The sequence below is a fragment of the Bifidobacterium sp. ESL0763 genome (assembly GCF_029433395.1).
Lineage (GTDB): Bacteria > Actinomycetota > Actinomycetes > Actinomycetales > Bifidobacteriaceae > Bifidobacterium.
This window is the reverse complement of sequence record NZ_JAQTHW010000002.1, coordinates 20,746-33,724: the sequence shown is the minus strand read 5'-3', so window position 1 is coordinate 33,724 and position 12,979 is coordinate 20,746. Positions and strand designations below refer to the sequence as shown.

Here is a 12,979-nt window from a genome sequence, read left to right as displayed (position 1 = left end):
GCCCTGGTCCGGTTGGACCGGAACATGAACAGACGAAAATACTATTTACTTGACGTCCTTGCGAAGAATCTTCGTGCGGATTACGGACTCGTTCAGGTTGAGAACACGGTCGAGCTCGTCGCTCGTCGCCGGCTCGCAGCTGTAGTTCACCACGACGTAGTTGCCCTCGTTCTTGCCGTCGATCTCATAGGCAAGCTTGCGGCGTCCCCAAATGTCGGGATCCGAGACGGAACCGCCCTCTTTGGTGACCATTTCCATGTATTGATCGGTCAGCTTCTTCAGAGCCCTTTCATCGAGCTCGGGATCGGCGATGAACATCAGTTCATACTTGTGTGCAGACATCACCCACCTCCTCTGGACTAAAGTCGGCCGCGGCCTTTCCGCGACAGGAGTGTGTATGCATGCCATGCTTGGGCATCGAGCCCAGACATAGCTTTTCAATATTACGGGCGGCCTGCGACAGCGCGGAGGTGCGCGGATGTGGACGGCTCAAAGGCTGGGAGCAAGCAGGGTATGGACGGGTTTCGAAAGGTTTGGGCCAATTCGAACGGATATGGACATGGGAATTACATCTACCCTCGCGTCCGCCTTGCCATTCTCATCCGGACGACAAGTGGCGCACCATCCGAGACTATCGGATGACGCGCCACTCTTGGGGATTCTGGCGACCGAGTCTGACTACATGCCGCCGCCGTTGCGCAGACGCTCGAGGTCCGCGAGGCCCGGCAGATGCACATCCGCGGCCGGAGCCGCCTCAGGAGCGGCAGGGGTCTCGCCCGCAGCCGGCGCACTAGGCGCAGGTGAGGCGTCAGGAACCGGTGTTGGAGCCGCCACCGGCATCGGTGAAGCCGAAGGATCGAACGGCGCGGACGACGCGGTTGGAGCCATGGGAGCGGAGGCCGGAACCGAAGAAGCCTCTGTCGGCTGAGCGCCGTCCATTGATGGCGCACCGTCCATCGCCTGCGGCTGGGACGGCATGGAACCGGAACCCGGCAACGGCGAAGACGCGGCACCGGCAGCCGACGACGCATCGGGCACGGCCGCGGGTGCGGGACTTTGCGGCTGGTAACTGCCGGTCGCACCGGTCATGGGCGACGCTGCTCCGGGCAACGAACCCGAACCGGGAAGCGGAGTGCCAAGACCCGGCAGAGCGCCAGACGAAGCAGCCGAGCCCGGCATCGCACCGGATGCCGCAGGCGCACCCGCCCTGAAAGCCGCCGTCGCCGACGACATCGAAGAAGGCATATTCATCGGCTTGGCGGCGATCTGGCCGGCGCCAATCATGGCGACAAACAGGTCGGGATCGGTGAACTGCGAGCCGTAGGTCGTGCCGTAGCCGTCCAGAGAGCGCACGCGCAGCATCACCTCGACGGGAATCGGCCGCACCAGTCCGCCCTTGAGAACCTTCATGAGCGCGGGGAACCTGGCCGCCACCTGCTGGCCGACGGTCATGGCCACGGCCTCGATGACGAACACCCACGCGGCGATGACGACGACGTACCACAGCTCGATGCCGTTGGAGAGCGTATGTGCCTCGTCTCCGATGCCGAACCGCTCGGCCAAGGCGTACTCCGTGGAATTCGGGTCCAGCTTGCAGGAGACCATGCTCCATCCGCACAGCGCGATCAGGACGACCCACGTGCCCGCCATCATGGCCGGCGCCTTCCACGTGTGGCGCCACTCGGCGTTGGCCCGGTCCTGCATGTTGCGGACCGAGGCGCGCAAGGCGAGGTAGACGGTCAGCAGCAGGAACACGACGAAGTAGAGCCAATACAGCACGTTATTGTAGTTCGAGAACAAGGTCAAATGGGTCGTCTGGCCGTTCACGCCCTGCCCGAATTGGCCACCCAACGAGTATGCGGACTGCATACCCAGTTCGTTGCCCGGCAAACCGGTCACGATGTTGAGCAACTGCACGCCAATGTTCGCGCCACTGCTCCTCAACGTAATGACGACGAGCACGACATTGACGACGAGCACGCCGAGCGCCCCGAGGAAATACACCCAGCAGGCTTCGACGAACGTGCGGATGCCGCCGCGCGCCCTGTGACCCCAGCGCCACGCCGCGGCGAACACGTTGCCGGCATCCGAGGCGTATTCGCCCAGCACGTAGCCCACGAAGGCGCCGAACCCTGCCAGCAGGAACGGCACGACGAAGGTGGGCCACGTCAGTGTGCTGGCGATGGCGTAGAACATGGAACCGTCGGAATGGGACCCCAGGCTCACCGCACCGGTCAAAGCGGTGCGCAGGTCGCCATAATCCAGGATTCCTGACAAGGGGAAGACCCCAGCCACCAGCAGATAGACCGCTCCGGTGGCCACGCCTACGATGGCGGAACCGGCGAGGCCGGCCCACTTGCAATGGACGTTCGCCTTGCGCGCGAAGATGAACATGCCGAAGGCCGCGCCAAGCAGCAAGGCGACGCCGACGAGATTCACGTTGCCGAAGGCGAACGACTTCACGCCGATCAGATGGGCATGGTTAGATGCCACCCAGACTTTCATCCTCATTCCGCCGCCGGCGCCCGTGCTCAGCAGGAACGCCAGCACCTTGATGACACCACGGGGACCACCCCAGGCCAAGCCGTGGTTCGTGGACGCATACAACATCTGGTCCATGCTTGTGTTGCTGAACAGCATGGCCCAAGGCGCCTTCGCCAGCGCAAGGGCAAGATCGCCGAGCACGATCAGCGCGGCCACCAGCGAGGCGCCGAGGCCGATGCCCCATGAGGTGAGCATGCCCTTGATGTTCCGTGCATCGGTGAGTTCGGCGAGCAGGCTCTTGCCGGCGGAGGAACCGGAGCCCGCCGCCATCGGGACGGCACCCGGGAGTGTTCCGGCGGCAGTGCCGACACCCGCACCCGGCAATGCGGTACCAGCAGCCGTTCCAGCACCGGGCAGGGTTCCGGCAGCGCCGTTCGACGGCGTCGCGAAAGCAGCGGTCGACGGAATGGGAGTTGCGGAAGATTGAGAGGAAACGGACGCGGCCGCCGGAAGCGGTGCCTGCGCCGATGTGGCGGAAGAAGCCATGGCCGACGATGCCTGCGGCACGCCAGCCGACGCGCTGCCCGGAATGTTGCCGGACCGGCTGCCCGGCAGGGGCACGCTCAACGGAGCCTGATCGCCTGCACCGGCGGCACCGGTCGGACCGGACGGGCCCGGCACCGGCACGGCGGAAGCCGCAGCGGCAGGTGCGGGTACGTCCGCGGACGGCGAAGCCTTACTCGGTTCCGAAACATCAACCATTCCGGATCCTGTCTGTGCACCGGTCGAACCAGCGAGATTCGCCGAAACGGGACCTGCCTGTGTGCCAGCCAAATCAGCGGCGTCAGTCATACTGCCGAACTCCACCGAACCGACCGAACCAGCTGCGCCATTCACACCACTTGTTCCGGCAGAGAGCACCGTCTCGTCGCTGATGGGCGCATCGGCAGCCACATCGGCGGGCGAACCGGGCAACGGGCCAGCCGGCGCTTCGACGGTCGCGTCAACGGTCGACGACCCGCACTTGGAACAGAATTTCGCGTCGTCGGGAAGTCCCGTGCCGCAATGCGAACAATACATTCGTAAACCTTTCTCGCCAGCGGCCTCTGCCGGTCTCACCGGCATCCTCCGCCAATCTCATTGGCATCCTCTGCCGGAAATGCTACTCGCCGGAAACAACCGGGGCGAGCCTCACCGCACCTGGGAGACCAGTCCCCAGATCTTCCGCAGTTCCACGGCGTCCACCGTTCCGGGGCGTTCGGCGACCGCGTTGAGCTCCTGCATGGCCTGCTGATAGAACATCGCGGTGGCCGGGTTGACGTTCAGCGGCAGGGACCGGACCTTCTCCTGGATGAGGTTCAGCTGTGAGAGGGCATCGGCGTCAGCGGCATCCACACGCGGCGCGATCAACGTGACCAACGAGGACAGCTGATCGTTGCGCATGATCTTCTGCTGACGGACCTGCTGCTGCACGACCGTATGCTCGTTCGCACGGTTGTTGCCGACCCAGAGCACCACGACGATGACGGCGATGATGAGCTCGATCACCAGCGGGACGAACAGGCCCTTGGGCAGCACCAGCTTCAGGCTCGTCGCCAGCGGATTCTGCAACGGCAGGTTCCAGGCGCAGAAGTAAAGCACGGTGATCACGCACTGGACCACGAACCCGACGATCGGGAAGGCTGAGTTGTCGGCGATGGTGCGGTAGTAGAGCCCGTTGGCGTCGGGCTGCGAGGGGTCGCCCTTGTCGCGCTGGGACTGCGCCACCCAGACCAGGGCGGTGAAGAGCAGCAGGAAGAACATGACCACGAACTGGGCCGGCGGCGCGAAGCCGTAGGTGCCCAGCTGCACGCCGAACGCGGCCGCGGCGACGGCGAAGAAGAGGGTAACGATGATGGAAGCCAGGTATTTCATGATATTGCGCCTCACAGGTCTTTCAGGATTTCGGATTTCTTGTTGTCGTATTCGTCTTGCGAGACCAGCCCGGCATCGAGCATCTGCTTGAGCTGGCTGAGCCGATCGAACATGGACTGAGGCGCGGCGGGCGGCGCGGGCTCACCCGTTGCCGCGGGTGCCTCGGGCGCAGCGGGCTGGGAGGCGGGCTGAGAAGCCGCGGCCGAAGGTGACGGCGGCATGGGGACACTGGGAGCGCCGGGCTGACCAGGCTGAGCCGGCTGCTGTCCGGCCGCACCTTGAGCGCCCTGCGTATTCTGGGCTGCCTGACCCGCCTGCTGACCCGCAGGCCCCTGGGCCGCCTGCATCGTCGAGCCGAACACGTTCGGCAGCGCCTGGCCGAGTCCCGCGCCCATCGTCAGACCCAAGCCTGCGTTCATCAGCGAGGAGCCGGCGGCGCCCGGATTCTCGGCGGTCTTGTTCATCGCGCCGAGCACCTGCGCCTGCTGGTAGTTGGTACCATATGCCTGATAAGCCTGCTGCTGACCTTGAGCAAAGGCGGCATTCCCAGCCCCCGCAGCCATACTTCCTAAATAGTTACGGCGGTTTTCCGAAGCCAGTTCCTGAGCCTCGCGGCGTTGCTCGTTGTCGGCGACGTTGATGGCCGAAATAGAGAATTTCTGCATTTGAAGACCATACTCGGCCACTTTGGGAGCGAGTTGTTCCTGAATCTCGGAACTATACTTTCCCGCGTTGCCAGGCAATGCGTTCAACGGACCATTCCACATATTGAATTCCTGAGTCAGCGTCGAGATGATGCTCTCAAGGAATTCATTGCGGAAGAAATCACGTAGTGATTCCTGACTGGTGAGGTCATAATTACCTCCAACCAAATTGGTCAACAGCAATCCTGCATCCACTACTTTTACACGGTAGGCCCCGCGTGCCCGGATTTCAGTCTCTGCGCCGATACCGGTGAACGGATCGGCAAGGGCCTTGTCGTAGACCTTGATGGGTTCGGACGTCCCCCACTTGATTTCGTGGCCGCTGGCGATACGCGCAAAATAGACAAGGCAATGGAACGAGGATATACCGCCCGAAAACGCATTACGCAAGCGTGAAATGAAGGGATAATTCTGGGTCGAAAGCGTATATGTGCCTTGATTGAAAGTCTGTTCGATGTTGCCTTCGTTAACAAATATCGCCTGCTCGCCCGGCCCGACCACCAAGGTGGTGCCATTGTTGAAATCCTCTTCCGGATTCTTGAAAAGGAACGTGTCATCAGGGGCGCGATTTTTAATGACGTCAACGAAATGCTTCTGGCCGCCCTGGTACATCACCTCGTTGGGATTCTTCTTGAATATCGCCATCTTTACCTCTCTTGCTCCCGTTGCGGGAATCGTACGAATGTTGGTTGCAGACCGGCCGCATTGGCGACGGCGCCGTCGCCGCCCGGCCGGTGTGGATCAGTGGCCTACCATGGCTGCCCCGGCATCGGTGGCTGCTGCGAGGGGAACGGCGGTTGCCCCATACCCTGCTGCGGCATCGAAGAAGCGGCCTGCTGAGCCTGCTGCATCTGTTCCAGCATCTGCCTGATGTCCTGCAGCTGGTCCAGAATCTCCTGCACGTCCTTGGAACGCACGCCTCCGCCGGAAGCGTCTTTGCGGAACTGATGCCACAACGACCTCAGCCCGTTGGCGGAGGCGTTGAAGGACTCCGGCCCCTCCATGCACTCGGGCTTCAGTTCCAGCTTCCTGCCGTTTTTCAGGGTGATGACACAGCCGTAGGGATCGACCATCACATTGTTGATGCTTTTGATCTCGTATTCCTCGACCGAACCGTCCTGAGGCCTGCCCAATGAATCAAGCGGGGCGTTGGGATCGAACATGGCCGACATGAGCTTGTTGTTGCCGAACAACCAGACCGTGACGAAAAAATGCTGCCCCGACGGTTCGCAATAGGTCAGCTCCCTGACCCTGGACACTTCCTTCGGGCTGGCGCCACACAGGTGGATGGCCATCTCACGCATCTGTGCGACGAAAGCCTGATTCGATTCGTCCATCGTCTCCTCCAAATTCAACTAACACCTGCTGGTTGCTTGTATTCCGCCTAACATCGGCGCCTGCAACTCCGTCAGAACAGACGCCGCCGCATCACTGCGACAGAATCGATTCGATATCGGCCTTGTCTCCCTCGTTCAATCCCACAGCCTTCGCGAACACTTCCTGCGAGCTTTCCTCATAGCTCAGGAAACGTTTCTCGAAGACCTCACGGATGATGAACGCCTTCGCATAGAAATATTGCGGATCGGGATTGAGGGCGACAGCCGAGTCGATGGTGGCGATGATCGATTCGGCCTCATCCAGATCGATTTCGTAGGGCTCCTGGCATTTGTAATGCGCAACGGCGTCGTAGAAGACGATATCGGGGTTATTGGTGGTGGCCTGCGCCCGATCCAGCTTTCGGGCCGCCTCGGCGTACTGGCCGCGGTGAAGCATGTTGAACGCCTCGGCGGCCAGCACATCCGAGTTCTCGGACGCCCCCACGATTCCCTTGATCTTCTCGATGGTTTTGTCGGCCTGTTTGAACACGTCCCGGTTCGTCGTTTTCAACGTCACTCCCGTGACGGCCACCTTGCGTCCGCAGTATTCGCAGACGGTGTCATCGCGGGAAAGGGGCGCCCCACATCCTGGACATACCAGTGAAGTGTCAATAGATGGCATGACCTAAATTCCTCGTTTCGAGATTATTTAAGAAAACCGAACTTGGTCATAGCGTCAACGTGCGTACCAATGACTGCATCGGTGATATTGTCCATGGCCGCCAGCTGTTGCTGTTGCAGCGCCAAAGCCTGCCGGCTCTGCTCGGCCTGCGCCTGAGCCTGCTTGTTCATCTGGCGCTGCTGGATCTCGAAGCCACGGCTTATGTTGTCGAGGCTCTTGAGATACACATCGTCGATCTGCTTGTAGAGCCCCGTCGCCATCTCATGCAGAGACTCGGGATGGCCGATCACCTCGGCGTAGTAGTCGAAGAAGGCCCGCCAGTCCGCGGCCAGACCCTGCACCGCCTTGGCGCTCTTCGACTTGAAGACGAAATGGCAGATGATGCCGGCGATGACCATGATGACGCCGAAGGTGGCCGCCGTGCCGGAACCGGTGAAGCACAGGAGCACGCCGAGCACAATCAGTGCGATCTGGACGACCAGGAAGATGGTGTGCTGCTGCTCGGCCTTCTGCCTGGCCGGCTGGATCTGCGCCTGCTTCTGCGGAATCTGCTGGCGGAAGGTGGTGTTGAGGTTCTCGAGGTTGTTGCGGAGTTCGGAAGGCAACGCACGGTCCGGCCCCGAAAGGTTCATCTGCTGAATCTTGTCGAACTGCGTTCTCGCGGTCTGGTAGGCCTCAGTCACCTCATACGAGAAATCGGTATCGAGGACCGTGATGGCGTTCTTGTACTCATCGACCTTCTGCTGCTTGGCCATGGTCACCTTCTTTTCTGGTTGGTCTCATTGCTGGGCAGAAGGAACCAGAGCGGCGCCATGACGAAGCACCATCGATCCTCCTCCGCTCTTCTCGGCAACACACACGTAATACTTGCCTACGTCAAATAATACGCATACAGCGAACATATTACAAGGCAGAAGCCAGATAAATGACTAGCGGAATGTTGTCAAATGTTTGACGTCAATACCGAAACAACCCTGAACGCGAACGTGTCCCCCGATTGACGGGCATATCGCGCAACCGAAGCCGCCGCCGGACGCAATGCGGGCGCCGACGTCAAGCGGACCAAGTACGGGAAAGCGGACCGGCCGCCGGAAACCCGGCCCGGCCTCCTGCCGAACATTTGCGCGGGGTTGCCTGTATCATGGAGCAGGATTCCTTATATAACTCATCTTCACCCGTCTGCCGTCCGGCATCCGGGTGACGCCCGCCGGGCAAGATCGACTCATTGGAAGGCAAGACATGTCGGCGATTCTCAAAAGCAAGCCCAAGAAACGAATGGCGCTGGTGACGGGGCGAGCCTACCCCGAACAGGCCGAGGCCACCGCCGAATGCCTGGGCATCGAACCGCTCGAGACCACGGCCTACGACTTCGCCAACGGCGAGATGTACGTGCGCTACACACAGCCGGTGCGCGGCGCCGACGTCTTCGTGCTGCAGGCCCACACCGATCCGATCAACAAGTGGATCATGGAGCAGCTGCTGATGCTCGACGCCCTCAAGCGCGCCTCGGCCCGTTCCATCACCGTCGTCGCCCCGTTCCTCGGCTATTCGCGCCAGGACAAGAAGGGCCAGGGCCGAGAGCCGATCACCGGCCGCCTGATGTTCGACCTCTTCAAGACCGCCGGAGCCGACCGCATCATGACCGTCGACCTGCACGCCTCGCAGGAACAGGGCTTCTTCGACGGACCTGTCGACCACCTGACCGCCATGCCCGTGCTGCTCGACTACGTCAAGAACTCGATGCCGCTGGAGAACGCGACCATCGTCTCCCCCGACGCCGGGCGCATCAAGGTCTCCGAGCGCTGGGCCGCCAAGCTCGGCGGACTGCCGCTGGCCTTCATCCACAAGACCCGCGACGTCACGCGCCCCAACCACGCCGTGGCCCATGGCATCATCGGCGAGGTGCGCGGGCGCGACTGCGTGGTCGTCGACGACATGATCGACACCGCCGGCACCATCTGCGAGGCCGTGCGCACGCTGCGTGAGGCCGGCGCGAAGTCGGTGACGCTGGTGGCCACCCACGGCCTGCTGTCCGGCCCGGCCATCGAAAGGCTCAAGACCTGCGGCGCCCGCGAGATCGTCCTGATGGACACCGTGCCGATCCCCGAGGAGAAGCGCCTGCCAAACATGACCGTGCTCTCCATCGCCCCGCTGCTGGCCGCCGGCATCCGCTCGGTCTTCGAGTCCGGCTCGGTCTCCGGGCTGATGGACGGCCTGCCCGACGACATGCACCCGCGCAACATGTATGCGTAAGCGCTGATCGCCGACTTGAAACTGTTTGAGGCATCCACGTAACGACTCATGCCATTGGCAATGGACGTTACGTGGATGCCTCAAGTGTTTGGTGGACGTGCCGTCACGACCCGACGCGGCGCGCCGCAGCACCTAGAGCAGCCGGTACGAGAAGTCGTGGATACGGCGCAGCGCCTCCCGGCTTTCGGGCAGCCAGCTCATGTTGACCGGGTAGATGTGGCCGAGCGACTCGCCCTTGGCGGTGTGGCGGTCGTTGATCTCGAAGTCCCGTCCCTGCTCGCTCGAGATCGAGGCGAAAAGCAGGGTGTCGCGCTGGATGAAGTCGTCGTTGCTGGTGTTGAGGTAGACCGATGGCAGATCGGCCCGTGAAATCAGCTCGTCGAGCGCGGCGCTTTCGGCGTGCTTCTCGCGCATGCGCTTGAAGAAGACCGGCGCGACGGCCTCGATGCCGAAGGTCGGCGACGAGAGGTCCATCTCGCCGGGCTTGTCGAAAGCGAAATAGGGCGTGATATCGAAGAGGCCCGAGACGAAGGCCGCGCCACGGAACTTGAGGCCCGAGGGCTCGACGCCCAGCTCATGCGCCAATTCGGCGCTGCCCTCGGCGGCCGCCGCGTAGAGCGCCAGGGTCGCGCCCGCCGAGTCACCGGTGAGGAACACGTCGCCCTGGTCGACCGGATAGTCCTTGCGGTTCTCGCGGATCCAGGCGAACGCCTTCTCGACGTCGGAAAGCTGGTCGATGAAGTCGGCGCCCGGGGCCAGCCGGTAGTTCACCGAGAAGACGGCGAACCCGGAGGCGGCCAGGTTCATGTTGAAGTTGCGGTTGATCTCCTTGTGCGCGTACATGAAGCCGCCGCCGTGCACGTCGATGTAGACCGGCAGGCTGTGCCCGCCGCGCATCACGGCGTCGTGCGGCAGGTAGACGTCGAGCAGGTGGCCGCGCAGGCCGTCGTCGGCGTAGGGGATGTCGGCGAGGACGTCCACGTCCTCCGGCAACTGCCAGTGCTCCACGCGCGGGCGGTCGCCCCTGGCGAACATGACCCTCGAGAAGAGCGTGGCGTCCGCCAGCTTGCCGTCGAGGCCGCCGAGGTCCTCGTCCAGTTCCGTCCATGTGTCGAGCACCTTGCGCTCGTCGTCGTCCAATCGTTCGCCTTGCGTCATGGCAACCCTCTTTCGCATCGTTGTCGAAAACCACTATGTTTATCCATATTGTGACCGAAGCCATGGAGAAGACGTCATACCCCAGGCACGGACCAGCGTTGTTGACTTTCATGATAAAGCGCTTTATCATAAGAGTCAACCACAACGCCAAACCACTAGAGGACGAAGGTGTCATGACAAGAATCGATCTTTCCGCGCTGGACCACATCTCCGGCTCCATCAGCATCGTCGGCTCCATGAACGCCGACTACACCGTCACCACCGAGCGCCTGCCGCAACCCGGCGAGACCCTCAACGGCGGCCCGCTGCAGATCCTGCCCGGCGGCAAATCCGGCAACCAGGCGGCCGTGGCGGCGCGCATCGGCGCGAACGTGACGATGTTCGGCGCCGTGGGCAGCGACGCCAACGGCGACTTCCTGCTGGGCCGTCTCCAGGACGCCGGCGTCGACACCTCGCATGTGCGCCATGTCGGGGGCGCCAGCGGCACCACGGTCATCACCGTCGACGCCAAGGGCGAGAACACCATCATCTACTCCGCCGGCTCCAACGCCAAGGTGGACATGGACTACGTCAACAGCCAGAAGGAGACGCTGCTCGCCTCCTCCGTGCTCGGGCTGTGCCTGGAGAGCCCGATGGAGACCGTGACGGCGACGGCGAAGATGTGCCACGACGCCGGCATCAAGGTGCTGCTCAACGACTCCCCCTTCACCGCCGAGCTGCCCGAGGAGCTCATCAGGTACGCCGACGTGCTGCTGGTCAACGAGCACGAGATGGCGCAGCTGCTCGGCATCGGCGAGCCGGAGGACGGCGACTGGCTGGGCAGCGACTGGGGCGCCATCGCCGCCTCGATGCACGAGTTCGGCTTCAAGGAGGCCATCGTCACCCTCGGCGGCGACGGCGCGGTGGTGATCGACGCCGATGGCTCCACCCACCACGTCGAGGCCGCCACCGTCGACGCCAAGGACACCACCGGCTGCGGCGACGCGTTCATGGGCACTCTGCTGGCCGGGCTCTCCTCCGGCCTGTCGATCAGGGACTCGGCCTCGCTGGCCGTCTACGTCGCCGGATACGCGGCCACGAACTACGGCGCTCAGGCCTCCTACGGCACCGGCGAGGAGATCAAGAGGTTCTTCGGCGCCGAGTGATCGCCGGATATATACCGCATATATGCATCGGCCTGTCGGGTTCATCGTGAATCCGACCGGCCTTTTCTTATGGCCGCCAATCCTATGGCCGCCAGGTGCGCGCCGGACCCTCAGCGGCCCTCCGGCGGCCTGGCCACGGTCTTGCCACGCACGAACCTCGGCCGCACGAGGCAATGCACCAGCTGCCGGTCGTCCGAGTCGTCGCCGTCCAACCGGGCCTTCATGCAGCCGCGGCACGCCTCGGCGACGGCCCGCACGTCCTGGTCGAGGGTCGTCAGCCCCAGCTCGAGGCCCAGCCGGCTGTCGATGTTGTCGTAGCCGATCACGGAGAACTCCTCGGGGCAGCGCACGCCGAGCTCGCCGAGCCGCTTGATGAACCCCAGCGCCATCAGGTCGTTGCCGCAGAACACGGCCGTGGCCCCCGCCTCCACGATGCGCCCGGCCATCCGGTAGCCGCTGCTGAAGCGGTAGTCGCCGTCGCAGTCCAGCGCCGGATCGAGCTCGAGGCCGGCGTGCCGAAGCCCGGAGACGAAGCCCTTGCGCCGCACGCCGCTGTCGGTGAGCGTGTTGTCGCCGGAGATGCAGGCCACCCGTCGATGGCCGAGCCCGACCAGCGTCTGCGCGGCCACCAGCCCGCCGGTGAAATTGTCGGAGCCGATGCCGTCGCACCACGGCTCCTCCACGAGCCGGTCGGTGAGGATGACCGGAAAATCAAGGCTCTCGACGTCCCCGCGCAACCCCTCGGAGCTTTTGACCGACTCGCGCGAGGGGACCAGGAACAGGCCGTCGACCCCACGGGCCCTGAACTGGGTGAGCACATTGCGCTCGATGGCGCGCGAATCGTCGGAGTTGGCGACGACCAGGGTGTAGCCCTCGGCGCTCACGGCGTCCTCCAGGGCCTTGGCCATCGAGGCGAAGAACATGTTCTCGATGTCGGGCACAAGCAGCGCCAGCAGCATGGAGCGCTTGGTGGCCAGGCTCCGCGCGGCCTGGTTGGGCACGTAGCGCAACGCGCGCGCCGCCTCGACGATGCGCCGGTGCTTGCCGGGCGAGACGCGCACGGGGCGGCCGTTGAGCACCCGGGACGCGGCGGCGATCGAGACATCCGCCATCTTCGCCACATCCTTGAGCGTGACCCTGGACCCCATCAGCCATAACCTCCACCATGCGCGATGCCCCACGAAAGGGGCATCCATACCAGATACCATACAATATCGGCGAAACCGACGGGGCAACACCACGGGAACCCGGCGGACCGGCACGGCAGAGGCCGGCGGGAACCAGCGGAAACCCGAGGAATCCGGGCGCGGCATCCACAAGTGA

At 63.3% G+C, this 12,979-nt stretch carries 11 protein-coding genes; 2 read left to right on the top strand and 9 right to left on the bottom strand.

What is annotated here, in order from left to right; all coding sequences use genetic code 11:
• Positions 1-45 precede the first annotated feature (45 nt).
• The 7 genes from rpsF to PT282_RS00990 all read right to left on the bottom strand — a co-directional run bounded on the left by rpsF (position 46) and on the right by PT282_RS00990 (position 7,855).
• Entirely contained in the window at positions 46-342 is a 297-nt protein-coding gene (gene rpsF / locus PT282_RS01020) for a 30S ribosomal protein S6 (protein ID WP_277167749.1), read from the bottom strand.
• Positions 343-678: 336 nt separating this feature from the next.
• A complete protein-coding gene (locus PT282_RS01015) occupies positions 679-3,603 on the bottom strand; it encodes a zinc-ribbon domain-containing protein (RefSeq protein WP_277167748.1) in 2,925 nt (974 codons plus the stop codon).
• A gap of 72 nt (positions 3,604-3,675) precedes the next feature.
• The gene (locus PT282_RS01010; RefSeq protein ID WP_277167747.1) at positions 3,676-4,398 is read right to left on the bottom strand and encodes a hypothetical protein; all 723 of its coding nucleotides are present in this window, start codon (positions 4,396-4,398) and stop codon (positions 3,676-3,678) included.
• Between the two features lie 11 nt (positions 4,399-4,409).
• Entirely contained in the window at positions 4,410-5,747 is a 1,338-nt protein-coding gene (locus tag PT282_RS01005; protein WP_277167746.1) for an SPFH domain-containing protein, read from the bottom strand.
• Positions 5,748-5,851: 104 nt separating this feature from the next.
• Positions 5,852-6,439, bottom strand: a complete 588-nt coding sequence (locus PT282_RS01000) for a hypothetical protein (RefSeq protein WP_277167745.1) — start codon at positions 6,437-6,439, stop codon at positions 5,852-5,854.
• 91 nt (positions 6,440-6,530) lie between these two features.
• Entirely contained in the window at positions 6,531-7,100 is a 570-nt protein-coding gene (locus PT282_RS00995) for a zinc ribbon domain-containing protein (protein WP_277167744.1), read from the bottom strand.
• Positions 7,101-7,123: 23 nt separating this feature from the next.
• Positions 7,124-7,855, bottom strand: a complete 732-nt coding sequence (locus PT282_RS00990) for a hypothetical protein (RefSeq protein ID WP_277167743.1) — start codon at positions 7,853-7,855, stop codon at positions 7,124-7,126.
• 484 nt (positions 7,856-8,339) lie between these two features.
• Here PT282_RS00990 and PT282_RS00985 point away from each other — a divergent pair, with 484 nt between their 5' ends.
• The gene (locus PT282_RS00985; protein ID WP_277167742.1) at positions 8,340-9,353 is read left to right on the top strand and encodes a ribose-phosphate diphosphokinase; all 1,014 of its coding nucleotides are present in this window, start codon (positions 8,340-8,342) and stop codon (positions 9,351-9,353) included.
• 132 nt (positions 9,354-9,485) lie between these two features.
• Here the strand turns inward: PT282_RS00985 and PT282_RS00980 are convergent, their stop codons facing one another.
• Positions 9,486-10,511 (bottom strand): alpha/beta hydrolase, encoded by a 1,026-nt coding sequence (locus PT282_RS00980; protein WP_277167741.1) that lies wholly within the window; start codon positions 10,509-10,511, stop codon positions 9,486-9,488.
• Positions 10,512-10,684: 173 nt separating this feature from the next.
• Between PT282_RS00980 and PT282_RS00975 the strand changes: the two genes are divergently transcribed.
• On the top strand, positions 10,685-11,656 hold the full coding sequence (locus PT282_RS00975) for a ribokinase (protein WP_277167740.1): 972 nt from the start codon (positions 10,685-10,687) through the stop codon (positions 11,654-11,656).
• Positions 11,657-11,766: 110 nt separating this feature from the next.
• On the opposite strand, the gene PT282_RS00970 is transcribed toward PT282_RS00975, so the two are convergent.
• A complete protein-coding gene (locus tag PT282_RS00970) occupies positions 11,767-12,804 on the bottom strand; it encodes a LacI family DNA-binding transcriptional regulator (RefSeq protein ID WP_277167739.1) in 1,038 nt (345 codons plus the stop codon).
• Positions 12,805-12,979 lie beyond the last annotated feature (175 nt).

Coding starts and splice junctions, on each gene's coding strand:
- rpsF (WP_277167749.1), bottom strand. CDS start 342: ATGTCTGCACACAAGTATGAACTGATGTTCATCGCCGATCCCGAGCTC.
- PT282_RS01010 (WP_277167747.1), bottom strand. CDS start 4,398: ATGAAATACCTGGCTTCCATCATCGTTACCCTCTTCTTCGCCGTCGCC.
- PT282_RS01005 (WP_277167746.1), bottom strand. CDS start 5,747: ATGGCGATATTCAAGAAGAATCCCAACGAGGTGATGTACCAGGGCGGC.
- PT282_RS01000 (WP_277167745.1), bottom strand. CDS start 6,439: ATGGACGAATCGAATCAGGCTTTCGTCGCACAGATGCGTGAGATGGCC.
- PT282_RS00995 (WP_277167744.1), bottom strand. CDS start 7,100: ATGCCATCTATTGACACTTCACTGGTATGTCCAGGATGTGGGGCGCCC.
- PT282_RS00990 (WP_277167743.1), bottom strand. CDS start 7,855: ATGGCCAAGCAGCAGAAGGTCGATGAGTACAAGAACGCCATCACGGTC.
- PT282_RS00985 (WP_277167742.1), top strand. CDS start 8,340: ATGTCGGCGATTCTCAAAAGCAAGCCCAAGAAACGAATGGCGCTGGTG.
- PT282_RS00980 (WP_277167741.1), bottom strand. CDS start 10,511: ATGACGCAAGGCGAACGATTGGACGACGACGAGCGCAAGGTGCTCGAC.
- PT282_RS00975 (WP_277167740.1), top strand. CDS start 10,685: ATGACAAGAATCGATCTTTCCGCGCTGGACCACATCTCCGGCTCCATC.
- PT282_RS00970 (WP_277167739.1), bottom strand. CDS start 12,804: ATGGGGTCCAGGGTCACGCTCAAGGATGTGGCGAAGATGGCGGATGTC.